At 58.4% G+C, this 23,165-nt stretch carries 18 protein-coding genes; 11 read left to right on the forward strand and 7 right to left on the reverse strand.

Annotated features, from left to right (window positions below; all coding sequences use genetic code 11):
* The first annotated feature begins 74 nt into the window (after window positions 1-74).
* The 9 genes from P8A25_RS01770 (at window position 75) to P8A25_RS01810 (ending at window position 9,774) form a co-directional block, all read left to right on the forward strand.
* Entirely contained in the window at window positions 75-506 is a 432-nt protein-coding gene (locus P8A25_RS01770) for a hypothetical protein (RefSeq protein WP_215443523.1), read from the forward strand.
* A gap of 388 nt (window positions 507-894) precedes the next feature.
* On the forward strand, window positions 895-1,566 hold the full coding sequence (locus tag P8A25_RS01775) for a 3D domain-containing protein (RefSeq protein WP_240454353.1): 672 nt from the start codon (window positions 895-897) through the stop codon (window positions 1,564-1,566).
* 96 nt (window positions 1,567-1,662) lie between these two features.
* Window positions 1,663-2,301 carry an endonuclease III gene (nth, locus tag P8A25_RS01780; RefSeq protein ID WP_022397597.1) on the forward strand — a complete coding sequence of 213 codons (639 nt, stop codon included), beginning with the start codon at window positions 1,663-1,665 and terminating at the stop codon, window positions 2,299-2,301.
* 93 nt (window positions 2,302-2,394) lie between these two features.
* Window positions 2,395-3,186 carry a MotA/TolQ/ExbB proton channel family protein gene (locus P8A25_RS01785; protein WP_022397596.1) on the forward strand — a complete coding sequence of 264 codons (792 nt, stop codon included), beginning with the start codon at window positions 2,395-2,397 and terminating at the stop codon, window positions 3,184-3,186.
* 78 nt (window positions 3,187-3,264) lie between these two features.
* On the forward strand, window positions 3,265-3,771 hold the full coding sequence (locus P8A25_RS01790) for a biopolymer transporter ExbD (protein WP_022397595.1): 507 nt from the start codon (window positions 3,265-3,267) through the stop codon (window positions 3,769-3,771).
* A gap of 11 nt (window positions 3,772-3,782) precedes the next feature.
* Complete coding sequence (locus P8A25_RS01795; RefSeq protein ID WP_022397594.1) at window positions 3,783-4,241, forward strand: biopolymer transporter ExbD; 459 nt, start codon at window positions 3,783-3,785, stop codon at window positions 4,239-4,241.
* Window positions 4,242-4,320: 79 nt separating this feature from the next.
* Entirely contained in the window at window positions 4,321-5,142 is an 822-nt protein-coding gene (locus P8A25_RS01800) for a hypothetical protein (RefSeq protein ID WP_404838742.1), read from the forward strand.
* Window positions 5,143-5,449: 307 nt separating this feature from the next.
* A complete protein-coding gene (locus P8A25_RS01805; protein WP_022397592.1) occupies window positions 5,450-8,683 on the forward strand; it encodes a tetratricopeptide repeat protein in 3,234 nt (1,077 codons plus the stop codon).
* 26 nt (window positions 8,684-8,709) lie between these two features.
* Window positions 8,710-9,774, forward strand: coding sequence for a hypothetical protein (locus P8A25_RS01810; protein WP_146017847.1), 1,065 nt, complete (start codon window positions 8,710-8,712; stop codon window positions 9,772-9,774).
* Window positions 9,775-10,540: 766 nt separating this feature from the next.
* Here the strand turns inward: P8A25_RS01810 and P8A25_RS01815 are convergent.
* From P8A25_RS01815 to P8A25_RS01830, 4 genes are all read right to left on the reverse strand, one after another.
* On the reverse strand, window positions 10,541-12,214 hold the full coding sequence (locus P8A25_RS01815) for a hypothetical protein (RefSeq protein ID WP_102731629.1): 1,674 nt from the start codon (window positions 12,212-12,214) through the stop codon (window positions 10,541-10,543).
* A 131-nt stretch (window positions 12,215-12,345) separates the two neighbouring features.
* Window positions 12,346-13,467, reverse strand: coding sequence for an AsnC family transcriptional regulator (locus P8A25_RS01820; protein ID WP_102722856.1), 1,122 nt, complete (start codon window positions 13,465-13,467; stop codon window positions 12,346-12,348).
* A 62-nt stretch (window positions 13,468-13,529) separates the two neighbouring features.
* Window positions 13,530-15,125, reverse strand: coding sequence for an Rne/Rng family ribonuclease (locus P8A25_RS01825; RefSeq protein WP_022397588.1), 1,596 nt, complete (start codon window positions 15,123-15,125; stop codon window positions 13,530-13,532).
* Window positions 15,126-15,321: 196 nt separating this feature from the next.
* Entirely contained in the window at window positions 15,322-16,353 is a 1,032-nt protein-coding gene (locus tag P8A25_RS01830; protein ID WP_012419593.1) for a rod shape-determining protein, read from the reverse strand.
* Between the two features lie 275 nt (window positions 16,354-16,628).
* Here P8A25_RS01830 and P8A25_RS01835 point away from each other — a divergent pair, with 275 nt between their 5' ends.
* Together P8A25_RS01835 and P8A25_RS01840 are read left to right on the forward strand one after the other, a co-directional pair.
* Window positions 16,629-19,367, forward strand: coding sequence for a glycoside hydrolase family 2 TIM barrel-domain containing protein (locus P8A25_RS01835; protein ID WP_215443528.1), 2,739 nt, complete (start codon window positions 16,629-16,631; stop codon window positions 19,365-19,367).
* Between the two features lie 14 nt (window positions 19,368-19,381).
* Complete coding sequence (locus P8A25_RS01840; protein ID WP_102727542.1) at window positions 19,382-19,852, forward strand: MauE/DoxX family redox-associated membrane protein; 471 nt, start codon at window positions 19,382-19,384, stop codon at window positions 19,850-19,852.
* Window positions 19,853-20,389: 537 nt separating this feature from the next.
* Here the strand turns inward: P8A25_RS01840 and P8A25_RS01845 are convergent.
* The 3 genes from P8A25_RS01845 to P8A25_RS01855 all read right to left on the reverse strand — a co-directional run bounded on the left by P8A25_RS01845 (window position 20,390) and on the right by P8A25_RS01855 (window position 23,136).
* Window positions 20,390-21,469 (reverse strand): M42 family metallopeptidase, encoded by a 1,080-nt coding sequence (locus tag P8A25_RS01845; RefSeq protein WP_404838743.1) that lies wholly within the window; start codon window positions 21,467-21,469, stop codon window positions 20,390-20,392.
* A 138-nt stretch (window positions 21,470-21,607) separates the two neighbouring features.
* Window positions 21,608-22,387, reverse strand: coding sequence for a hypothetical protein (locus tag P8A25_RS01850; protein WP_102729043.1), 780 nt, complete (start codon window positions 22,385-22,387; stop codon window positions 21,608-21,610).
* Between the two features lie 41 nt (window positions 22,388-22,428).
* Window positions 22,429-23,136 (reverse strand): phosphoribosylformylglycinamidine synthase subunit PurQ, encoded by a 708-nt coding sequence (locus P8A25_RS01855; protein WP_022397582.1) that lies wholly within the window; start codon window positions 23,134-23,136, stop codon window positions 22,429-22,431.
* Between the last annotated feature and the right edge of the window lie 29 nt (window positions 23,137-23,165).

The raw sequence follows: 23,165 nt of genomic DNA on the forward strand, positions 1-23,165 counted from the left end.
GCTTGTTCCGGGACCGTTTTACAGGAGGCAGGGAATTGATTCGTTCGCCTTCCGGCTTTCCCTGCTCTCCAGGGTTGAAGCTTCGTTTTCCGTCCAACCGGGCTTTTCCGGTTCCCGCTCCGGAAAAATTACAGGAGAAAACGGAAGGATTCCTTTCCTGCGCAGAGCGGGCTGTTCCCCGCATCTTTCTTTTTCTTGGCATGGAAGTTTCTCCAGAATTTGAAAAACTGCTGCAAGACGGGTTACGGGATGTTTTTTCAATCAGGCCTGCATGCCTTTTTTTCTATAGCTTTCCCATGGCCGGAGCATGCCCCGGTAAAAATCCCGTGTCCCGAATCCTTATTGCCGGGAAATGTTCTTCCCAACCTCTTCCCGAACCCTGCATTGCGGCATATTGGGAAGCAGGAAGGGCGCAGATAAGGAAACGGGAAAGGAAAAATTCACGTGGAAGCCTGAACAGCAAAGGGAAATTCGTTCAAGGGGAGACGCGATTTTTCCATCCATGACGGCCTTCCGGAATTTGGCCCATTGAACTTTTTTAGGGAATCTTTTGAAGGATTGAGGTCGATTTTCTCTTATATCATATTTATAGTAAGCAAGATGTATTAAAAATAAAAAAGTGTGTCGTGATGTGATAGAAAAAGATGTTTCGTGAAGTATATTATTTGTCATGATATGACAAAAATGCGGCATGTTTTATATATTGCTTATTTTTAGCGTTTTATATTAATAGGTTTTCCTTGTTTGGAAGGGGGTCGGTGAAAAAAAAGGATTGCCAAGGCAGAAATTATTTCGTACCCAAGAGCCGCCGTTGCCGATTTTTCGGCTTCCGCACATGGCCTGAAGGTTCTGCCGGAGTGACTGCCATGTGTATGGCGCCTAACCTCATACCGCATGAATTTAAGAATAATTGCCACCCTGTCTTGTGCCGTCGCGGCCATGTTTGTCAGCAGTTGCTCGACAAACGGAGCTGTAACCGGCATGGGGAAATCCAGTAGTGACGCCCTTGTTTTGGCCCGTGTAGGTGAAAATGCCCAGGGATTTGTTCAGCCCCTGGCGCCGAGCCGTTCGGCAGTGCCTTCTTCCAAGCTCCCCAAACTGGGGCGCGACAAACACAAGATGCCGTTTTACCACCCCGCCCAGCGCACCCGTGTAGTACGCACCACGGCTTATACCCATTCCGAACGTGACCATCTGGCCTACGGACCCCGGAATGCCGTTGGCACGACGCTGAAATACACTTCTTCCGTGCGCAGCGCCGCTGCGGACTGGTCCGTTTACCCTCTGGGAACAACCTTCCGCATCAAGGGGCAGCCCTATCTCTACGTCGTTGACGATTACGGGAGCGCCCTAGTCGGGACCGGAACCATTGACATTTACCAGCCTAACAAGAAGCTGATGAAGGAATGGGGCCGCCGCTATGTGGAACTGACCATCGTCCGCTGGGGAGACCCCGCCAACAGTCTGGAAGTGCTCGGCAGCCGCCGCGGCTACAGGCACTGCCGCGCCATGTATGCGGCCCTGCAGCACCGCGTGTCCAAGGGGCTTTACGCCAAGGCTGACTGACCGGATTCCTGAACCCTTTAACCCGGGCGCCGCCATTCATCACATGGCGGCGCTTTTTTATTTTCCGGCGTGCGTGCAGGATGGTAATCTGGCGGCATGGATACGAAAAAACGGGCTTCCATTGTCCGGGAGGAACTCATGTCCCTGTATGGGAACCCTCCCATTCCCCTGGCGCACCGCGACGCCTACACCCTGCTGGTGGCGGTTCTTCTGTCCGCCCAGTGCACGGACAAGCGCGTAAACCTGGTGACTCCGGCCCTGTTCGCCCTGGCTTCCACTCCGGAGGAAATGGCCCGGCAGGATGTGGAAGCGGTCCGGGAAATCGTGCGGCCCTGCGGCCTCTCGGAAAGGAAGGCGTCCGCCATCGTGAACCTCAGCCGCATCCTGGTGGAAAAATACCAGGGGCAGGTTCCCTGCGACTTTGCGGCCCTGGAATCCCTTCCTGGGGTAGGGCATAAAACGGCCTCCGTCGTCATGACCCAGGCCTTCGGCGTTCCTGCCTTTCCGGTGGATACGCACATTTTCCGCCTTTCCCGGCTGTGGGGGCTGAGCAAGGGGAAAACGGTGGAAGCCGTGGAACGTGACTTGAAAAGCCTTTTCCCTGAAAATTCATGGGGGGATCTTCATTTGCGCATCGTCTTGTACGGGCGTGAATACTGCTCTGCGCGGGGTTGCGGAGGGCGCTGTCCGATCTGCAGCCGGCTGGCCCGGGAAGACGGTTCCGCGGGTGTCTGAATTTTTGCCAGGGCCCGAAATGAATGCTTGCAAGTCTGAATTTGCATGCTTTAATACACCAGTATCTTTTCGAACAACCATATAACTTAAATTATGAAGAACCTTTTTAGACTGGGTTTCCGTTTCGCCGCATTTGCTTCCGTCCTGATGGCCGCGTTTTCTACATCCGCCTTTGCTCAGGAAGCTGCCGAAGCCGCTGTTCCGCAGGAACAGACCATGCTTGACAAATGGATCATCGCCGGTGGTTGGACCATGATCCCGATTATGCTGGTGGAAGCCTTCATCGTTTTCCTGGTAATCTACAACATGGTGGCTCTGAAAAAGGAAAAATTCTGTCCGGAAGACCTCAAGGTCACCCTGTTGCAGCTGATGGCCGAATGCCGCATCCGCTCCGCCATTGAAGTTGCAGCCGGCAGCCCCACCTATCTGGGCCGCCTGGTTGCGTATGCCCTGCCGAATGTGGACGCCACCCGTCCGGAAGACCTTGGCAAGGACGCCATTGAAGACGCCGTAGCCGACTTTACGGCCAATGAAAGCCGTTCCGTATTCAAATGGATTAACATGCTGGCCCTTTGCGCGCAGATTTCCCCCATGCTCGGCCTCTTCGGTACGGTGCAGGGGATGGTGGGCGCGTTCGGCACGCTGTCAAGCGCCGGACAGGCAGACCCCACCCAGCTTGCCGGTGACATCTCCGTGGCTCTTCTGACGACCTTCTGGGGCTTGATCAACGCCATTATCGCCACGCCGTTCTTCTTCTTCCAGAAGGGCATCGCCAACGCCCATATTGCCGAATGCGTAGGCACCGTGCAGGAAATGGTGAACACCTCCATCAACGTGGTGAACGCCGAAGCCCAGCTTGCCCGCATTCCCGAAGGCCTGGCCTGATCGCCGGGAAAGACGGTCCGGTCCGGAAGTTTCCGCCCAGGCGGAGCCGGGCCGGAGAATCTCAACCAAATGTAGCTTATGGGTAAGAAAAAAGCCAATGTAGCGGCCGACGAAGAGAGCGGGGAAATGGATATGTCCCCCATGATCGACATGGTTTTCCTCCTGTTGATCTTCTTCGTGGTGAACGCTACGGCCATTACCGTTAAAAAGGATAAGAACATTCAAATGCCCACGGCCAGCAGTTCCGGTGAAGTGAAATCCGCCAACGGCTGCATCGTGGTGAATGTGTACGGTGAAGGGGATGGAAAGCGTCCCGCCGGCATGGATCCCAACGTTCGCTGGGCTTCCGATGTCAGTGCGCCGCTCAACTCTCCGGATGAACTGAAGGAATATATCAAAAACCTTGCGGAACGCTTCAAGGACAAGCAGGACTTTGAAACCCGCCTGTATCTGCGCGGCGACCAGAAGGCCCTGTTCAAGGGCTCGCGGGAAGTGATTCGCGTGGCTGCGGAATGTGGCGTGGTCAAGGTGATCTTTGCCGTATTGCCTGCCAAAAATTCCTCTGCTGCAAACAAGGACGAATAACATTACGCGCTATGGCAAGACATAAAAAATTGGAGATGGTTGAGGATGAAGATCCCAAGCTGGATATTTCCTCCCTTATCGACGTGTGCTTCCTTCTGTTGATTTACTTCCTTGTGGCGACCTCCCTGATTCAGGAACGCAAGCTGGACATGTCCATGCCGGGACAATCCGTGAGCGATACCGCCTCCCAGATTGAACCGGCGCTGATTCGCATCATCAAGGACGGCACCATTTACTGGGGCAAGGACAACAGCCTGATGATTGACAATGACATGAACAACCATAACTTGGCGACCCTCGTGCAGCAGCTGGAAGCCAAGAAACAGGAAGCCAGCGCCGTAGGCACCAAGCCGGTAGTTCAGTTGTGGGTGGAGGGCGATGTTCCCCACCAGCGCGTCATTGACGTCATGAACGCTTTGACGGAAGCAGGAATTACCACGGTGGCCCTGACCGACCTCAAGGACGACTAAGCCATTCACGGATGGACCGTGTTATTGATGTTCAGCTTCCCTGCAAGAGTGTGGAAGTGGCCCGCTGTCTTTTTTTCTTATGGTCCGGTCAAATCATGCAGCCCGGTGGGGGGCAATCCTGATCGTCTTCTCGAACGCCGTTCTGGCATTACCGTTGAAGGCGTCTCAGGAATCGGGCGCCTGCCGCAGCATCCCGGTTTCCGAGACGGCAGGATGTAGTGCGCGGCGGGGAGAGGAAGGCCTTCAGATGCGGGAAGATGAACATTCCGGAGAAATCAGGTCATCCTTCGGCAACATCGTGATCAATGTGTATGGCAAAAAGGAGGACAGGCGTCCGGAAGGTACTGATTCCAGTATCCGCTGGGGATCCGGCTCCCATGAGCCTCTCCATTCCCCGGAAGAACTAAAGAAACATATCAAGAAGCAGGCAGAACAGCTGAGGGCAAAGGGCTGTAAGGAGCCTTTCCTCTATCTGCGCGGTGACCGGAAGGCTCTCTTCACGGATTCCCGCGAAGTTATACAGGTTGCCGCAGAATGCAATGTGAAGAGGGTTCGTTTTTCCGGACCTCCTGTTGCAGCAGTTCCAGGCATTCCTGAAAGGCCGCAGAGCGGGACGGTTTCATCAATGCCGTCCGCTTCCATTTTTCTTCTTCCGCATGTTCTCTTTTACGGTAACGGGAATGGCCTTTTTTATCCTCTGGTGGAGGAGAAAGGGAGCCTGGGGGTTATCGTCGAGTGGCTGAAAAACAAAAAGCGGAGCGCAGGGAGGGCGGGAGGCCGGGTAGTGGTTCAGTTAATGGTGGCTGGAGATGTTCCCAATCAGCGCGCCGCAGCTGTCATGGATGTTTTGATGAGAGCCGGGATGGACTCAGTGGTCCTGAAAACTTTCAAGGATAATTGAGAGAGGGGCGTTCATTTCGTTAATGGCCGGAATTTGCTCCGGCTCGGAATGCCGGATCTTTTTTTGAAAGAGCAGGATTCTCAGAGATAAAAAGGCCTTTTTGGTTCCAAACCCAATCCTCCCTTAAGGGAACGCGAGCAGGAAGAACTTTCTTGCAAGGATGACTAAAAATACAGAACTTTCTGCTTTAGAGTTTGCAGCATCCTGTTAGAATGACGCAATCCATTACAGATAGGTGCATTCCGTGCATTTGCACAGATATTGTACCTATTCTATTATCTCTTCTGTTTCAACGAATTTTAAACACATGATCAAATCAAACTATACTACTGCACTGGCTGCAGGCCTGGTTTCCGTGGTGAGCATTGGGGCGGCGCTCCCGTCCAGTGCCCAGCATGGCCCGCGCGATTACCAGCGCACGGCCCTGACCGCCATGAAGGAAGGCAAGTGGCAGGAAGCCCTGGATGCCGTGGACCGCTGCATCCGCGTTTATGAACCCCGTATCAAGACGCTGGGGCTGGATGACGGCTTCGGCTGGTTCTATTACCAGAAGGGCGTCTGCCTGGCCCAATTGAAGCAATACAAGGAAGCTGTGGAAGCGTTCAAGGCGTGTTACACCAAGTTTCCGAGCGCCAAGAACCAGCTCGTGAAAATGGCCCTGTTCCGCGAGGGGGAAAACTATTGCCGCCTTGGGGATTTTGCCAAGGGCGCGGAGCTGCTGGAGAAATTCCTGAAGGAATACCGCAGCGACCCTGTAGCCCGGAATGTCAATGCCGGTGAAGTGCAGGGACTGCTGGCCCAGTGTTATTTCAAGATGGATCCGCCCGCCTTTGAGAAAGGGTTGGAAAACCTTACCTCCTGCGTCACCTCCCGCTACAAGGGGCGCCGCATTACGGATGCCGTCATCACCAACGGCTTCCTGGCGATGGTGGATGCCGCCATCAAGACCGGCAAATGCCAGGAAACGGTGAAATTTGTGGAAGCCCATCCTTCCGTGATGAACATCAGCCCCACCCGCGTGGCGCTGTACGCTCCCCGGCTGGTGAGCTACATTGCGGAAGTGCTGGAAAAATCCCGCGCCCTTCTCCAGGAAGGAAAGCAGAAGGAGTCTGAAGACTACGCCTCTCTGGCAATGGTGCTGATGGGCCTCCTGCCCGACCAGGCCGGAGTGCTGGCGGACGCCAACCATTCCCTGGACCGCCTGGGACGCGCCAACGGCGCCGTGCCCGGCGTGACGGACCTCTCCCATACGCTGGACAGGACGAAGGTGACCGCCCTGATTGACCAGTTCAACAAGATGAAGGAGGAAGGGAAGGTCATGGACGCCTTCACGTTCAGTTTCATGGGCAACCAGGCCCTGGTGCATGGTTCCCAGAGGGTCGCCCGCGCCGCTTACCAGCTTATCAATGAATCCTATCCGGACGCCCCGGGCAGGGAGGACAACCTCTATTACCTGGCCATGACTACCTGGCAGTTGGGAGAAGCGGACAAAGGCGGCGAGCTTGTGGCGCAGCACCTGAAGGAATTCCCGAATTCCAAGTATGCCCCCATGCTGAACACCCTGTCCCTGGAAGGACTGCTGAAGGACAAGAAATTCGATCTCTGCGTCCAGCAGGCGGACAAGGTCATGGAGCTGCACAAGGACGACCCCACCCACAAGTTCTATGAACTGGCCCTGTACTGCAAAGGCGCCTCCCTGTTCAACCTGGGAGCTGCGGACGCCGCCCGCTACAAGGAAGCGGTGCCGGTGCTGGAACGCTTCGTGAAGGAATACCGTGACAGCACCTACCTGAAAACGGCCATGTACCTGCTGGGTGAAACCTACACGAACCTGGGCAATACGGATGAAGCCATCCAGGCCTTCACCAATTACATTGCCCGTTTCCCGGACAAGAATGACGCCAATATGGCCGCCGTGCTTTATGACCGTGCCTTCAACTACCTGAACCGCAAGAACCCCGGAGACGAGGAGCTTGCCACGAAGGATGCGAAGGAAATCGTGGACAACTTCAAGGAGCACCGCCTGTTCCCGTATGCCAACAACCTGCTGGCGAACCTGTATGCCGGCAGCAAGGAGCATGAACAGGAAGCGGAAGGCTATTTCCTGGCCGCTCTGGAATCCGCCAAAAAGCTGGGCGACAAGCGCCCCGCCGCGGAAGCCGTGTACAACCTGCTCATCAATGCCACCAAGAAACCTCTCCCCGTAGAACCGAAGGAAGCCGTGGAAGCGGCCAGGACGGCGCGACGGGACGAAGTCAAGAAGTGGTATGACGAGTACTGGAAGAACAGCGACCAGCCCGGCAGCCGCTACAGCCTCCAGCTGGCTGCCGCCGCCATGGACTTCTTCAAGGACGACAAGGAGATGTTTGACCCCGCGTCCGTCAAGATGCAGGAAGTCATTGTGAGGGAAGGCAAGAAGGACGATCCCAAGATGACCGTTCTTCTGGAGGAAGCCGTCAACTCCTACACCAAGACGTACATGGCCGGCAATCAGGCGCTGGGCCGCAATCTGGACGCCAACGCCATGCGCAACCACTTCTACCGGTTCCCAGGCGTGGACAATGACAAGGACAAGACGCTGAGCGCCATGCTCCGCATGGCCGTCATTGCCCAGACGCAGGAACGGTATGAAAAGGCTCCCACGGAAACGGACGAACAGCGTGCCGAGAAGGCCGCTCTGGAAGGTCTGGTCAAGCAGCTCTTCGTGGAGCTGAAGCGGGACTTCAAACCTTCCGACCTGCCTCCGTACACGCTCGTGAAGCTGGGTGTCCACCTGGCCAATACGTCCCAGCCGGAAGAAAGCATCGCCTACTTTGATGAAATCCTGGACCCGTCGGAACCTGATCCGGTGCGCAAGAAGGCCCGCATCAACGGCATGTCCAAATACCGCAAGAATGCGGTCTTCGGGAAGGCCGTTGCTCTGGGCCGCAGCAAAGATAACGCCAAGGTGGAAACCGCCATCAAGATGATGAAGGATGAACTCAGCAAGGAGGAATCCAGCGCCAACCCGGACCGCAAGGCCATGGAAGACGCCCAGTACAACCTGGTCAAGTTCACCTCCGCCCGCCAGGACTGGCCGTCCGTCATTGCCGCCGCCGACAAGTACCGCGAGAACAAGTCCTACAAGAAGAATCTGCCGGAAGTCCTCTACCTGCAAGGTGAAGCCTACCTGAAGCAGAACGAGCTGGACAAGGCCCTGATCAACTTCATGAACATCACGGGCACGTACAAGGGCCTCGTGAAGTGGTCCGCTCCCGCCGTGCTTGCACAGATGGATACGCTGTGGAAGAGGAACACGATGTCCCAGGGGGCGGGCAAGCAGCCGTCCGACAGGTATATCGCCTGGAAGGCCGGCAGCCAGTATGTGCAACTGCTGGATACTCCCGCCAACCGCAAGAAGATGACGGCAGAAGACAGTGCCCTGGTCAACGAGGTGAAGGATAAGACGGCCAAGTTCGGCTCCGATCCCGCCGTCAGCCAGGAACGGGCGGACATCGCCGCCTATGAAGCCGCCATACGCGCCGCCAAGGGCCAGAAGTAACAACAAAAGGTTTAGCAATCAACAATATGAAAGCACTTTCAGTAATAATGGTATTGGCCGGCTTGTCCACCCTGGTTCCGGCTATGGCTCAGAATGCCCAGAATCCCCAGCGCCTGCGCGCCAGGGCTGCCGCTCCGGCCATCAAGAATGGCCGCCCGACGGATATTTACATTCTTTCCGCCAACGGCCCCATGGTCCAGTTCGTGGAAAGCCGGGAATCCCAGGAAGTCCTCCAGCAGATGGCCAGCGCCTTCAAAACGCTGTACATCTTTGAAACGGATGATTTCGTGGACGCCAAGGTGGCTATGGAAAACCGGAAATACCAGGACGCCCGCAACAAATTCCATGCCCTGGTGAACAAATATGCCTCCACGCTTTCCATCAAGGACAGCCTGTCCGCCCGGGCGGCCGTTTATGAATTGGAGTGCGCCATGCGCATGATGGACTGGGCCGGGGTCAAAGGCCTGCTGGCCAAGTTCCCCGTAAGGGGTTCCAATCTGTCCCCCTCCGCCCAGGATGATCTGGAGGTTGCCAAAATCATGGCCCTGATTCCGGACAAGGACTGGAACGGCGTGAAAAGCCGTGCCGCCTCTTTCCTGGCCACCAAGAAAAATGCCACCCGCCTTCAGCAGGCGCGGATGAAGTATGCTCTTGGGGCCGCCGCCATGGTGGCCCAGGATTGGAACAAGGCTCTGGATTACTTTGCGGAAGCCCTGGTGCTGCTGCACGGTTCCGATGAAGAACTGGCCTCCGCCTGCGTGGTGCGTTCCCTGGACTCCTACCTGCACATGCCGGATGTGGCCAAGTTCCTGGAGGATTCCGCCGTGACGGCTGCCGTGGAAGCCAGAAAACACAATCCTGAAACCGTGATTCCCGACTTGCAGATGAAGGCCCGTCCCGCGCACGTCAAGGAAGCGGCCGCGCTGTACCGCCTGCATGAACTGATGCTTCCGGACAGGAAGCTGCCGGCCAAGTACGACGGGTTTGCGGTTTCCTACAAGCATCCCGCTGCCGTTGCTCCGGCCCAGACTCCCGCTCAGGCGCCTGCCCAAGCCCCGGCACAGGCTCCCGCCCAGCCGGAGAAAAAGTAGTAACGAACTGACGCGGCGGGTTTTCTGCTAGCCGCCTTCCATTCAACAAGGACTGTCTCCCCTTCACAGGGAGACAGTCCTTTTTTGTACTTCGTTCCCTCATGAGGGTACCGCATCCCTACTGTCCGGAATGGCTGCCGCGCCTTAGGGGACGCTGCACGTTTTCCGGAGACATTTTTTCATTGGGAAAATGCGGAAGAGCCGCTGGCAGGGAGAGAACAAGAGCGGTTAAAAAACGGTGCGTACCGTAGGGAGGGGCTCTCTTGAGCGCAGACTTGCGGAAAAATATGAGGTGGCGGCTGCGGGCGCGTGTTCCACAAGGAAGAAAAGACAGTTTTTTGCAGATGATGCAGTTTCCGGGACTTTGTGCGGAGATGCCTGGAAAGCCATATTCCGTATGTTTTGCCCTGGCGCGGGGAAGGAGAAACGGCGTTGTTGATGATAGGGGGCCGGAACAGGGAAACCGGTGCGGCTGTTGCGGCTTCCATGACTGTTTGGGGTTTGCCTCCCCCTCAAGCTGAAAGCCGGGAATGAAGAATTCCGCATGGACGGCCAGCCGGCCACTCAACGCCGGAGAGGGAACAGGGGGCAGGAAGGCCGTTGCGCGGCGCTGTCCTCCGTTAGAAGGTATCCTTTTGTTGGTTTTCTGCCCCCATGTACGGAACGCCCCTGCGTCCGGGAAAAAAGCTCGTCTTTTCAGAAGCTTTATTTTTCCCGTGCAGGGTCATTCCCTGTTGGAGGATTTGGGGGGTCCGGAAGAATGATGTCAGGCCGCAGTGCGCCGGCGCCGCAGCATGGAGAGGGAAAAGCCGAACAGGCCCAGGGCAGCGGCAGCCGGTTCCGGCGTGTTGAAATTGACGCCTACGTAGCCATCCCGGCTCATATCCAGCTTATACCCTCCTTCCGTCCGTACTTCCAGCCCTTCCAGGCTGATGCCGTTCCCTGCCAGTTTGAAGTAAACCATGCCGGACCCATCCACCGGAAGAGCGTCCGGAGTTCCCATCAATTGAAGGATTACATTGTTGAATAAAAGAGAGCCGGAGGCTGTGGAATTCCCCTCCAGGCTGAACAGGGGCTTGTCCTGGCTCAGGGAGGCCATATCCAGGGTAATGGTCAGGTTTTCCAGGGTGACGGAAGCGCCCGGGGAAAGGGATGAGCCCTGGATGCTGATGGAATGGAAGTTTTTCAAATCGCTTGAAAACGTGAGGTCCGTCTCCGCCGGTTGGAAGACCATGGTGTTGAAGCCTGTTCCTCCGTCCACGCTGCCGTTCACTGTTCCGCCGGAATAGGAAAATACATCGTCGCCGGAACCCATGACCACCGCCTGGCCGCTGCCTCCTGTAATGGTTCCTCCTTCCATGAAGATGCAGTTCTCCCTGTCGCTGACAATCCTGATGCCCACGCCGTTGGCGCCTGTTCCCTCAATGGTGCCGCTGTTGGTGATCCGGATGGCTTCAAAGGCATTGCCGCCGTCGGAATCATCCACCAGAATGCCGTAGGCCTGGCCGTTCGTGTTGGAATTGGAAGCCGTGATGGTCCCGGTATTGGTTACGACGCCCCCGCCGATGGCAAGGCCGTCCGCACTGCCGAAGGAGTCCTTGGCAATAATCGTGCCGGAATTGGTCAGGTTTACGATGTAATCCACGTCCACGCCGTCGCCGTCCAGGGTGGTTGCGTCTCCGGTGCCGCTGATGACGCCGTCTTTGCCGTTAACCACGGTGACCACGTACTTGTCGTCCTGCTGGAGGGCGGCGTTCCAGTCCCAGTTCAGGCCGGAACCTCCCCTGCCTTCAATCCTGCCGTTATTGCTGATGGCGGCTTTCCCTTCTCCGGTAACTCCGTGTTTCATGCCGGTGATTTTCCCTCCGCTGTTGTTGGCAAGGTCCAGGCCATGGGCAAAGGTGTCAATGCCGTCGTCTTCCGGATCGTAATGCTTGGCCGTGATGCCGTTTTCCCCCGCAGCCGTGGTTTCAATCGTGCCGTTGTTGATCACAGTGGCGTTATTGCCCAGTTTGACGGCTCCTTTCTGACCGGCGGAAATGGTACCGTTGTTGGTGATGGTGGCGGACGTGTTGATCATGTAGCGCAGGTCGATGGCCTGTTTTTCCGTTCCGGTCATCGTGCCGGAATTGGTCACGCTGATCAACTGTCCCGTTATTCCGTTTTCCATGCCCTGGTCCAGGACAAGGGCGCTTTTTCCGGAAATCCTGCCTCCTTCCATTACCTCGATCTCAAGGGCGGACTGGATGGGGTCTTTCAGGTTGACGGCATTTTTGGCGACGTTCAGGAATCCGGTTCCCGTGACGGTCAGTTTGCCCTCCGTCATGTTGACGGCCTTGGTCTGGGTGTCGCTGATGGTCTGGTCCGCAAGGGAGGGCGCGGCAAGCAGAACCGCCGTGGCCAGGGTCGTGGCTGTGGAATAAAGATGGTGTGCCTTCATGGTGACAAGCTCCGCAGGTTATCGGGAGCGACGCCACCATGCCAGAACGGACGCGCGGGAGGGAAACCCGTTCGTGCAACAAGTTTGCCACGGGGAATGGCGCGAAGCAGGGAGGAAAGGAAGAAGGCCGCCTACCGCAGGACGGGGGCGCTTTTCACTTCCTCCGTCCATTTCCTGTACAGGTCCGGGGAAATTTCGGAGGGCTTGATTTCCGAGCGTTCGCCCCAGAAGACGGCCGTATGCAGGACGGGAATGCCTGAGGCGTCCAGATGGCGGTCAATCGCCGCCTTGTGTTCCAGCACGGCGTTTTTTTCCAGGCCGTGCACCACGCCCATGATCTGCGCCCCGCCGAAGATGTCCCCTCCGGTTCTCCAATAGCAGTGGGTCATGCAGATGTGGCGTCCGCATTCCGCTCCCGCCCGGATTTCCATGCCGGCGGGAACCGTCCAGTGGAACAGTCCGTTGTATTTGGTGACGGGGCCGTCGTTCGTTCTGGTCCGTACATGTTCCAAAAAGGTGGCGAAGCGGCCGATGACCTGCTTCCGGTCCAGCTCTTCCGCCGTGCGGCAGTATTCCTCCGGTTCCAGGCCAGCCTGGGCGGCGCGGAGGGCCCAGGGGTCTTCCACCATTTCCTCCGGCCTGAGCTGTTCCTTGACGGAGAGGAGCACCTTCCATTCCAGCCCGGAGAGGGAGACGGTTTTCGTTTCCTGCATGGGGGCCGGTTCCGGAGTCTTGTCCCCGGGCCGGAGGCCCCTGCGGCGCATGTGCCCCACGCCCAGCGCAAAAACGCCGCGGGCGGGCAGCAGGACATAGTCGTCCGCGCCGATGTGGCGTTTCAGTATCTCGCAGTGTTCCTCCAGCGTGCCGCAGCCCACAGGCACCTTGACCGTGGTCCAGAGCCTGTATTGGGCGCCGGGATTGGCCGCATCCGTGTTGCGGAGCACCACGTGGCCCGTGAAGGGGTCATGCTCCTTCATCCAGTCAAAGGCCGCATCCAGGTTCTTCTCCGGCAGGGACCATGCCACCAGGGCCCCCTGGGCGAGCTTGGTAGCCAGCAGCGTCTGGCGCACGCGGCGCACCACTCCGGCTTCCATCATGGCTTTCAGGCGCTGGATGACTACCGGGACCGGGTGGCCGCATTGCTCGGAAATGGCATGGAAGGGGAAGCGCCGGAAGCCCTTGACGCGGTCTTCCGCCACCATCAGGATGTCCGTGTTGACGGGATCGTTCGGAGAGGAGGGAATGCTGTTCATGACGGGTCAAAAAAAGGCCGGGCGATGGTGTCGCCCGGCCCGGAAAGCCGGAGTTGGTTTAGCTACTGCCCGGATTGGTACAGCGGCTTGTTGTCGTACCGGGCGTCGTAAATGGCGAAGGATTCGCGGTGCTGGTTGTGGTCGCCGCGGAAGATCAGCCTTCCGCTGTGCTGGCGTTCCAGTTCCATGAGCAGGCTGGCGTCTTCATTCTTGAAGCGGGAGAGCACCTCCGAGTTTACGACGATGACCATGTCCCCGATGGTTTCCCTGTATTTCTGGATGCAGGCGTAGATCTGCCGCTGGATTTCCACGCTCATGGTCATCACGGATTTGACGCGGCCCCGGCCTCCGCAGTACGGGCACGGGTCATGAACGGATTCCCGGAGGCTTTCATTGAGCCGCTGGCGGGTCATTTCCATCAGGCCGATGGGGGTGATCTGCAGTACCTGGGTCTTGGCCTTGTCGCGCTTCAGGCGGTCCTTCATGGCTTTGTACACGGCCTGCTGGTCCTTCCTGTGGCGCATGTCGATGAAGTCCACCACCACCAGGCCGCCGATGTTGCGCAGGCGGAGCTGTCTGGCGATTTCATAGGCGGCTTCCAGGTTGGTGTCCAGAATGGTCTTGTCTAGGTCCTTGGTGCCCTTGTTGCGTCCGGTATTCACGTCAATGGCGATCAGGGCTTCCGTCTCGTCAATCACCAGGTAGCCGCCGCAGGGCAGGAGCACCTGGCGCTGGAAGGCTTCGTTGATTTGTTTTTCAATCCCCAGTTCTTCAAAGATGGGCGTGCGCACGGGGAAGTGCTGGATGTGGCGCTTGGCGCGGCGGGAGATTTTTCCCGCAATGGAGCGCATGTGCTCCGTAGTTTCCGCGTCGTCGCAGATGATGTTGTCCACGGTGTCCGTCAGGAAGTCCCGTGCCGTGCGTTCGATCAGGTCGGGTTCCCGGTACACGCAGACGGGGGCGGGGTTGGCCTCCTTTTTTTCCTCCACGCCGTACCATTGCTCCAGCAGCATGGCGAGGTCGCGGACAAAGTGGCGGTAGCGCTGTCCCTGGGCCACCGTGCGCATGATGATGCCCATGCCGTCCGGCACGTTCAGCTTCTGCATGATCTGGCGCAGGCGCAGGCGTTCCTTGGGGTCTTCAATCTTGCGGGAGATGCCGAACTGGTCCGTGAAGGGCATCAGGACCAGGTAGCGTCCCGCCAGGGAGACGTTTGTGGTGACGCGGGGGCCCTTGGTGCCGATCGGGCCCTTGGTGACCTGCACCATGATTTCGGAGCCGATGGGGTAGATGTCCGGAATGTCCTTGGACGTGATTTTGCGCTGCTGCTTCTTTGGCCGTCCTTCGCGTTCGATTTCTTCCAGGCTGGAGTCCAGCGCGGCGGGCAGAGCGTCCCAGAAGTGGAGGAAGGCGTTCTTTTCCTGGCCGATGTCCACGAACATGGCCTTGAGGCCCGGTTCGATGTTTTTGACGCGGCCCTTGAAGATGCCGCCTACGATGTTGTCTTCGCCTTCGCGCTCGATGGTGTATTCTTCCAGTACGCCGTTTTCCAGAAGGGCTACGCGGCGTTCGAGTTTCTCGGCATTGATGATGATGGTGGAGCCTTCCATGGGATCACAGGATCCGAAGCCGAAGGCTCGTTTAATTTTTTTAAGCATTTTTGTAAACACGGGGTGTGAATAAGCTAGGGTGTGCTATTGCCCGCAATGTTCCCGGAGGGCCGCCTCCCGGCAGGAGCGGCTGGATTTCAAGCTGTGGAGATGGCCGGAGAGGAATCATGCAGGCAGATGCGTTGATGTGATGCGGCAGTACGGCAGGCGCAAGGCCGGAGCGCTGGCTCCGGAGGTTCCGTCTTCAGTCTTCCGCGTCAGTAACATTAGTGAAGAAGTCCAGTTCCTGAAGGGCTTTTCCGGTACCTTCCGCAACGGCGCTGAGCGGGTCTTCCGCAATGTGGATGGGCAGGCCGGTCTGCTCATGAAGGAGCTGGTCCAGTCCGCGCAGCAGGGCGCCTCCGCCGGCTAGAACGATCCCCCGGTCCACGAGGTCGGCGGCCAGTTCGGGGGGGCAGCGTTCCAAAGTCGTCCGCACGGCGTCAACAATTGTGTTGAGTTGTTCCGTGAGCGCTTCGCGCACTTCTTCTGATCGGATTGTCACTGTCTTGGGCAGGCCCGCGACCAAGTCGCGGCCCTTGACCTCGATAGAGAGTTCCTGGGGCAGGGGATAGGCGGAGCCGATGCGGATTTTAATGTCCTCGGCGGTGCGTTCCCCGACCATAAGATTGTAGGTTCTCCTCATGTAGGAGATGATGGCGTCGTCCAGCTCGTCCCCGGCGCAGCGGACGGAACGGCTGTAAACGATGCCGGAGAGGGAAATAAGTGCCACTTCCGTGGTGCCCCCGCCGATGTCCACGATCATGTTGCCGGCGGCTTCCTGGACTGGAAGGCCCACGCCGATGGCGGCGGCCATCGGCTCCTCAATCAGGTGCACGCGGCGCGCTCCCGCCGCTTCCGCGGATTCCTTGACGGCCCTGCGTTCCACTTCCGTAATGCCGGAGGGAATGGCGATGAGCACGCGCGGCTTGATCAGGTAATACCTGGCCGTGGCTTTTTTAATGAAGTAACGGAGCATTTCCTCCGTGATGTAGAAGTCGGCGATGACGCCGTCCTTCAGCGGCCGGATGGCCGTGACGGAGCCGGGGGTGCGGCCCAGCATTCGCTTGGCTTCGTCCCCCACGGCCAGAACCTTGTCTCCCTTGACGGCGACGACCGAGGGCTCTCGCAGAACGATGCCCTGGTCCTTGACGTTGACCAGCGTGTTGGCGGTGCCCAGGTCAATGCCAATGTCATAGGAGAAAAGTTTGACAATTTTCTGAAAGAAAGATGACATAAAAAACTAGTGGATAAAGGCGTAGCCCTGAAACAGCCGGGGGGAGGAACGCCACACTTTTTCCTTTTCACGGGACTGAAAGCCTGGCACCCGGACCGGGGCTGCGGGATAATCCCGTACAGGACGAATCGACTATGAAAAAACATGCCTTCCAGGTCAAGCGGAAGATGCGGGATGACATATGTATTTGCATTATCAGCAAGGATGTACTATATGAATGAAAGATGGCGGCAGTGTTTCCCCGTATATCCAAATTACATTCACCTATTCCATTTATGAAAGTCACTACTATCCTGACGGCGGCGGCATGCCTGGCTGGTTCTTTCTCTCTTTATGCAGACCCGGCTGTGGACAGGGAAGAAGCTGCGTCATCCACGGGAGCCTATTCCGTAGCGGGGGCCCTCCGCCTGCCTGAAAATACGACCAAGAGGGATGTCTACGGCATGAACGTGGGCTGGAAGCTGTTCAAGGGCAAAAATGCCCCGGAAGGAGTGAACAGTCCGGACTTTAATGATTCTTCCTGGGAATCCGTGAATCTTCCCAACGGCATTGAGCTTCTTCCGGAGGAGGCCAGCGGCTGCTCCAATTACCAGGGGCCGGTGTGGTACCGGAAGACGTTCACGGCCCCGGAGAAGCTGAAAGGCAGGAGGAACACCCTGTATTTTGAAGGCATCATGGGGAAGAGCGAGGTTTGGGTGAACGGGGAGAAGGCCGCGGAGCATTTCGGGGGTTATCTTCCCGTCATCGTGAATCTGGACAAGTGGCTGAAGCCGGGCCAGAAGAACGTGATCGTCGTGAAGGCGGACAATTCCAACGACGGGTCCTATCCTCCCGGCAAGCCCCAGGAAAGCCTGGATTTCGCCTACTTCGGAGGCATTTACCGTGACGTTTACCTGATTTCCACCGGTCCCGTCTATATCACGGACCCGAACGAGGCCGGAACCGTTGCCGGCGGCGGAGTTTTCTTCCGGACGGAATCCCTTGACCCCCGTACCCGCAAGGGCAGGGTGGGAGTGAAGGTGCAGGTGGCCAACGATACGGACAAGGAACAGAAGGTGCGCGTGCAGGCGCTGATGACGGACCCCAAGGGCGTGGACCCCGTCGGAGAGACCGCCCCGCTGGTCATTCCGCCCCATTCCACGGGTGAAGTGGATATTCCCCTGGTGATCTCCAATGTAAAGCCGTGGTCGCCGGATGATCCCAACCTGTACACCCTGAGCGTGGAGGTATGGAACGCCGCCGGAGGGAACAATGCCAAGAATCCGGCCCATCTGCTGGACAACCGCTCCATGAGGGTGGGCGTCCGGACCGTGGAGATTACGGAAAAGGGGCTGGTGCTGAATGGCTCCCTGTTCCCTGAAAAGCTGATTGGCGGCAACAGGCACCAGGATTTCGCCCGGCTGGGGAATGCAGTTCCCAACAACTTGCAATGGCAGGACGCCGTGAAGCTGAGGAAGGCCGGCATGCGTGTAATCCGGAGCGCCCATTATCCGCAGGATCCGGCCTTCATGGACGCCTGCGACCGCCTGGGCCTTTTCGTCATCGTCGCTACGCCGGGCTGGCAGTTCTGGGGCAAGGGGCCTTTTGCGGACCGGGTTTATGACGACATCCGCCAGATGGTGCGCCGGGACAGGAACCATCCCTCCGTGATGATGTGGGAGCCCATTTTGAACGAGACCCATTACCCGGCGGATTTCGCCAAGAAGGCCCGCGACCTGGTGCATGAGGAATACCCGTATAAGGGCTGTTACACCGCTTGCGACGCGGTGGCCCAGGGCAATCAGCATTATGAGGTGCTGTACGCCCACCCGGCCACGGGGGACAAGCACTGGTCCATCAAGGAACGGAAGGACAACAAGCCGTATTTTACCCGTGAATTCGGGGATAACGTGGATACCTGGTCCGCCCATAACTCCACCTCCCGCGCGGCGCGCCACTGGGGTGAAGTCCCCATGATGGTGCAGGCCCTCCATTACCTCAAGACCTCGTTCCCGTACACTACGTATGATACCCTGAACGCCGCTTCGGCCTACCACTTCGGCGGTTGCCTGTGGCACCCCTTCGACCACCAGCGCGGCTATCATCCGGACCCTTTCTACGGCGGCATTCTGGATGCCTTCCGCCAGCCCAAGACCTCCTATTACGCCTTCATGTCCCAGCGGCCCCAGAAGACGCGCAATGAGCTCGGCTCCGGTCCCGTGGTGTACATAGCCAACGAATGCACGCCTTTTTCTCCGGAAGACGTGACGGTGTTTTCCAACTGTGATTCCGTTCGCCTGAGCGTCAACGGAGGCGTGCCGGTGGAAAAGAAGGTGGCTTCCTACCCCAACGGCCTCAAGCGCGTTCCCGTCGTGTTCCCGAAGGCCTGGGATTTCATGGAAAACAAGAAGCTCGCCCGCGCCGGCAAGGAAGGGGCGGTGAAGCTGGTGGCGGAAGGCCTGATTGGCGGCAAGGTGGTGACCAGGCATGAAGTGCGGCCCTCCCGGAGGGCGGAAAAAATCCGCCTGAGCCTGGACCGTGAGGAAGGCGTGGAGCTGTGCGCCAACGGTTCCGACGTGTTTGCGGTGGTGGCGGAAGTCACGGACAGCCGTGGAACGGTGAAGCGCCTGAATGATGAAGAGCTTGTCTTTTCTGTGGAAGGTCCTGCCGAATTGCTGACGGATTCACCGGACGGCACCCTGACCCAGCCCGTCAAGTGGGGCTCCGCTCCGGCGCTGGTGCGCCTGGGCGCCAAGCCCGGAACAGTGACGGTGAGGGCCTCCGTGAAGCATCCCGGCTCTCAGAAACCCGTTTCCGGCGTCTTGAAGTTTGACACGAAGGCTCCCGGGCTGAACATGCTCTTCACGGAAGATGCCGTAGGCAAGGCGAAGAAGGGGGCGGCTGCGCCGTCTTCCGCAGAGGCGCCTGCTTCCGAACGGGAAAAATCCCTCCAGACGGAGCTGGAAAAGGTGCGCCATGAGCTTAACAAGCTGCGCAACGACAAGGTGAGCGCCCAGCAAACCCACTTTGAATAACCGGACTCCCCGCCATGCTGAGAGAAAAGATCATCCGTTTCTGCCTGCTCCTGCTCCGGCTGGGGATGGGGGGCTTTTTTCTCTTTGTGGCGGGGCGCAAGCTGTTCCACCTGGACCAGCTCCAGGCGACTATTGACCGGTTCGCCATTTTCCCGGAGGCCTGGGGACATCCCCTGGCCTGCCTGGGCGTGGCGTGCGAGATCGTGGTGGGTCTGGGACTCCTCTTCCGCCGGACCTGCGCCGGCGCCGCGCTGCTGGGCAGTGCGCTGACGTTCACGTTTGTGGCTCTGTTCGTCCAGGGATGGGTCAGGGGGCTTTCCCTTTCCTGCAATTGCATCGGCGTGGAAAGGGAAGTGACCAGCTATCCCTTTGAAGTGGCGTGGAGGCTGGGCCTGTTCCTGCTGATGCTGGTCATCCTGTGGAATTCCTGCCGGAAGGGGAAGACGTATTTCAATGTGACCCGGCTGGATTTCAGCGAAATGTGACCGATGGGAAAGGGCGTGCGGCCGTTTTCAGGCCTGGAACGTTTCTCTGGGAATACATTCCGGGGAGAAGGATTTCCAGGGACCGGAAGACCCTTGCTCCCTGGAGGCAGTTTCGCGTGCACGCCGCCGCATTCATATATGCTTGGAGAACAGGCTCCCTTTCCCGGAATGAAGGTTTGATCCGTTCATTTTTCAGATTTACTCACCCTGCGGGCTTCAAGCTGCGCTTTCCGACCTGCCGGTTTGTCCGGTTTCCCGGCCTTCATAGCCTCATTTTACCAATGAACGCCGCCTTCCGTCCAATCGGGTTTTCACCGTTTCTTGAGACCGGTGTTCGTCGTGGAAAATTTCCTTGCAGGGGCAGGGAGGCAGGGTATCGTCCGGAGGGATGGAGAAGCCTGAAGCCCGCAGGAAGGAGGAACCCGCAGGCCGGCGCATCACCCTCCGCTTGTTCTCCGGCGCGAACCCTGTGCACATGCCCTGGCTGCCGCCAAAAGAAGGCGCACCTTTCCCGGGCGCCTTTGCCGCCGTACTGTCTTACAGCTTGTGGCCGAAGGTATCTTCCGGCTTCAGGGATTTGATCAGTTCCAGCAGGAGCTTGATCGTGTTTTCCACGTCCGTAAGGGCGGCCGTTTCCACCGGGGAATGCATGTAGCGCAGGGGCAGGGATACCAGAGCGGAGGCCACGCCGTTGCGGGAAACGTAAATGCTGTCCGTGTCCGTTCCGGTGCGGCGTCCGGCGGCTTCGTGCTGGAGCGGGATTTTGTTCTTGTCAGCCACGATTTCCAGGCGCGCCACCAGGTTGGGGTGGTTGGCCGTGCCGTGGATGACCGCGGGACCGCCGCCCAGCTTGATGTCTCCGAATTTGCCCTTGTCCAGTCCGGGGGAGTCCGTGGCATGCGTCACGTCAATGCAGATGGCCGCGTCCGGACGCAGGCGGTGGGTGATCATTCCCGCGCCGATGCAGCCCACTTCCTCCTGGACGGCGTTGACGAGCATCACGTTCCAGGCGAGGGGCTTTTTCAGCTTGCACAGTTTCCTTGCTATTTCCGACAAGACGAAACCGCTCAGGCGGTTGTCCAGGGCGCGGCATACCAGCTTGCTTTCATTCATCAGCATGGGGCCGTCGCAATAGACGCCCACATGGCCCACGCGCAACCCGAGTTCCGCCACCTCCTTGTCGGAGGATGCACCTACGTCAACGTAGATTTCCCAGATTTTAGGTTCCTTTTCCCCGGGTTCCCGCAGGTGGATGGCCGTGTTTCCGGTTACGCCCGTCACTTCCCCCTGGGAGCCCAGGAAGCGCACGCGGCGTCCGCGGGCGATGGCCGTATCCGTGCCGCCCACGCGCTCCACGTAAAGGAAGCCGTCCTTGGTGATATGGCGGATCATGAAGCCGATTTCATCCGCATGGGCTTCAATCATGAGCGTGGGAGCGTTTTCCGCTTCCGCGTGGAAGGTGGCCCAGGTGTTGCCGTAGGTGTCGCACTGGACGTCTTCCGTGTACTTGCGCAGCTCGTCCGCCCAGATTCGCTGGGCGTCTATTTCAAAGCCGGAGGGGCTGGGAGTTTCCAGAAGTTCCGTTAAAAATCCAAGACTGTCGTCGCTGATCTTCATGGCTTTTGTATAGCACCGTTCCCGTATCCGCTCAACAGGAAAGCATGGCTGCTGGCGGGGAGACGTTCCGGGAGGGGGATGAAAAAGCCCCGCCTGCACGGGATGCGGGCGGAGCCGGGAAATGGTTTTCAGCGGGGGCTAGGCCTGCCTGACCGGAGAAAGCCCTTCCAGGACGTCCTGCTTGTCCATGATATAGCCGGTGTCCGGATCATGGTACTGCGTGGAGTAAACGGATGTTCTGGCGCTCCCGTACGGGTCCGTTTCCTTCGCGACGGGAAGACGGTTGCTCAGGGAGGGGAAGCACTGCTCCACCAGTTCAAAGGTGGTGACGGGCTCCGGCACCAGGTTGACGGAGAAGATTCCGCATTCCCATGCCTTTTCCACATCCCTGACCAGGCGGTTCATGGGATAGAGCTGGTGGCGTTCCAGCAGGGCCGCTTCCAGTTCTTCCGTTCCTTCCGGGGCGGCGGCCAGCAGATCCGCCACGCTCATGTCCGCTCCCGTTCCGGTGACTTCCGGAAGGTAGACGTTCAGCACGCGTCCGAACCGGAGGTTGATGAAGGCTTTCATTTCCACCAGCGCGGCAAGCCATTCATCTTCCGGTTCGCGGAGCAGGGGGGAATGTTCATTGCCCGTTTCCGGCTGGGTGTCAATGCAGGTAACGTAGGTTACCCGTTCCGCCTTCACCTCATGCAGGAGGTCGATCAGGGTTTTAACCTGCGCCAGAAAAGGGGCCATGTTCTGCCGGATGGCCCTGCGCCCTTCCCGGAGGGAGGGGCAGATGATCACGGCCTGCCCGAATTCCTTGCCGCGCAGCAGGGACAGATTGGTTTCATCAATCAGGTAGTCGAAGTACCGTTTTGAGGACCAGAAGGCGCCGAGGGCGCAGGAGGAACCGATGAGTGCCGTGTCTGTCATGGGGAGGTGCGGAGGTTGGGCGGTTGAGTGGGATGGTGCCGTTATTTCAGGGCGTCAAAGGCGGATTTGAAGAGGAAGTATCCCCAGCCCCAGTCTTCATTGCCGGCCCAGTCCTTGTCATAGTGGTGGCGGGGCAGCAGGAAGCGTTCCGGGTGGGGCATCAGGCCCATGGCGCGGCCGGTGGAATCCTGGAGGCCCGCGATGCTGCATTCACAGCCGTCGCGGTTGTCCACGTACTGGAGAGCCACATTTCCGGCAGCCAGGTATTTTTCCGCGTCTCCGGGGCGGGTGACCAGGCGGCCTTCCGCGTGGGCGGAGGGCAGCTCGAATTCATCCGGAAGGCCCTGGAGGAAGGGTGAGTTTTTAGCTACCTTCACCAGCTTGGCCCAGACGCATTCAAAACGTTCCTTCTTGTTGTCAATCAGGCTGGAATCCGGCAGAATCCCCAGCTTGGTGAGTATCTGGAAGCCGTTGCAGATGCCCAGGAGCAGGCCGCCTCCGGCATGGTGCCGGTGCAGGGCGTCTCCCAGGAAGCGTTCCGTTTCCAGCTGGGCCAGGCGGCCGCTGGTGACGTAGTCCCCGTAGCTGAAGCCGCCGCCGAGGACGACGAGCTGGGATTTGGCGACGTGTTCCGGCGTGGCCGTGGCGATGGGCTGGATCTGGGTGGAGAAGCCGGCCGCGCGCAGGGCGCGTTCCGTTTCCGCGTCACAGTTGGTGCCGGGGTATTTCAGTAAAAGTGCGTGAGGCATATTGGTAGAAATGAATCGTTGGTATGGTT

It is taken from the genome of Akkermansia sp. BCRC 18949 (assembly GCF_045011645.1).
Classification (GTDB): domain Bacteria; phylum Verrucomicrobiota; class Verrucomicrobiia; order Verrucomicrobiales; family Akkermansiaceae; genus Akkermansia; species Akkermansia massiliensis.

Coding starts and splice junctions, on each gene's coding strand:
- P8A25_RS01785 (WP_022397596.1), top strand. CDS start 2,395: ATGAAGAACCTTTTTAGACTGGGTTTCCGTTTCGCCGCATTTGCTTCC.
- P8A25_RS01800 (WP_404838742.1), top strand. CDS start 4,321: ATGGTCCGGTCAAATCATGCAGCCCGGTGGGGGGCAATCCTGATCGTC.
- P8A25_RS01825 (WP_022397588.1), bottom strand. CDS start 15,125: ATGCTTAAAAAAATTAAACGAGCCTTCGGCTTCGGATCCTGTGATCCC.
- nth (WP_022397597.1), top strand. CDS start 1,663: ATGGATACGAAAAAACGGGCTTCCATTGTCCGGGAGGAACTCATGTCC.
- P8A25_RS01830 (WP_012419593.1), bottom strand. CDS start 16,353: ATGTCATCTTTCTTTCAGAAAATTGTCAAACTTTTCTCCTATGACATT.
- P8A25_RS01805 (WP_022397592.1), top strand. CDS start 5,450: ATGATCAAATCAAACTATACTACTGCACTGGCTGCAGGCCTGGTTTCC.
- P8A25_RS01840 (WP_102727542.1), top strand. CDS start 19,382: ATGCTGAGAGAAAAGATCATCCGTTTCTGCCTGCTCCTGCTCCGGCTG.
- P8A25_RS01845 (WP_404838743.1), bottom strand. CDS start 21,469: ATGAAGATCAGCGACGACAGTCTTGGATTTTTAACGGAACTTCTGGAA.
- P8A25_RS01850 (WP_102729043.1), bottom strand. CDS start 22,387: ATGACAGACACGGCACTCATCGGTTCCTCCTGCGCCCTCGGCGCCTTC.
- P8A25_RS01810 (WP_146017847.1), top strand. CDS start 8,710: ATGAAAGCACTTTCAGTAATAATGGTATTGGCCGGCTTGTCCACCCTG.
- P8A25_RS01775 (WP_240454353.1), top strand. CDS start 895: ATGAATTTAAGAATAATTGCCACCCTGTCTTGTGCCGTCGCGGCCATG.
- P8A25_RS01790 (WP_022397595.1), top strand. CDS start 3,265: ATGGGTAAGAAAAAAGCCAATGTAGCGGCCGACGAAGAGAGCGGGGAA.
- P8A25_RS01835 (WP_215443528.1), top strand. CDS start 16,629: ATGAAAGTCACTACTATCCTGACGGCGGCGGCATGCCTGGCTGGTTCT.
- P8A25_RS01815 (WP_102731629.1), bottom strand. CDS start 12,214: ATGAAGGCACACCATCTTTATTCCACAGCCACGACCCTGGCCACGGCG.
- P8A25_RS01795 (WP_022397594.1), top strand. CDS start 3,783: ATGGCAAGACATAAAAAATTGGAGATGGTTGAGGATGAAGATCCCAAG.
- P8A25_RS01855 (WP_022397582.1), bottom strand. CDS start 23,136: ATGCCTCACGCACTTTTACTGAAATACCCCGGCACCAACTGTGACGCG.
- P8A25_RS01820 (WP_102722856.1), bottom strand. CDS start 13,467: ATGAACAGCATTCCCTCCTCTCCGAACGATCCCGTCAACACGGACATC.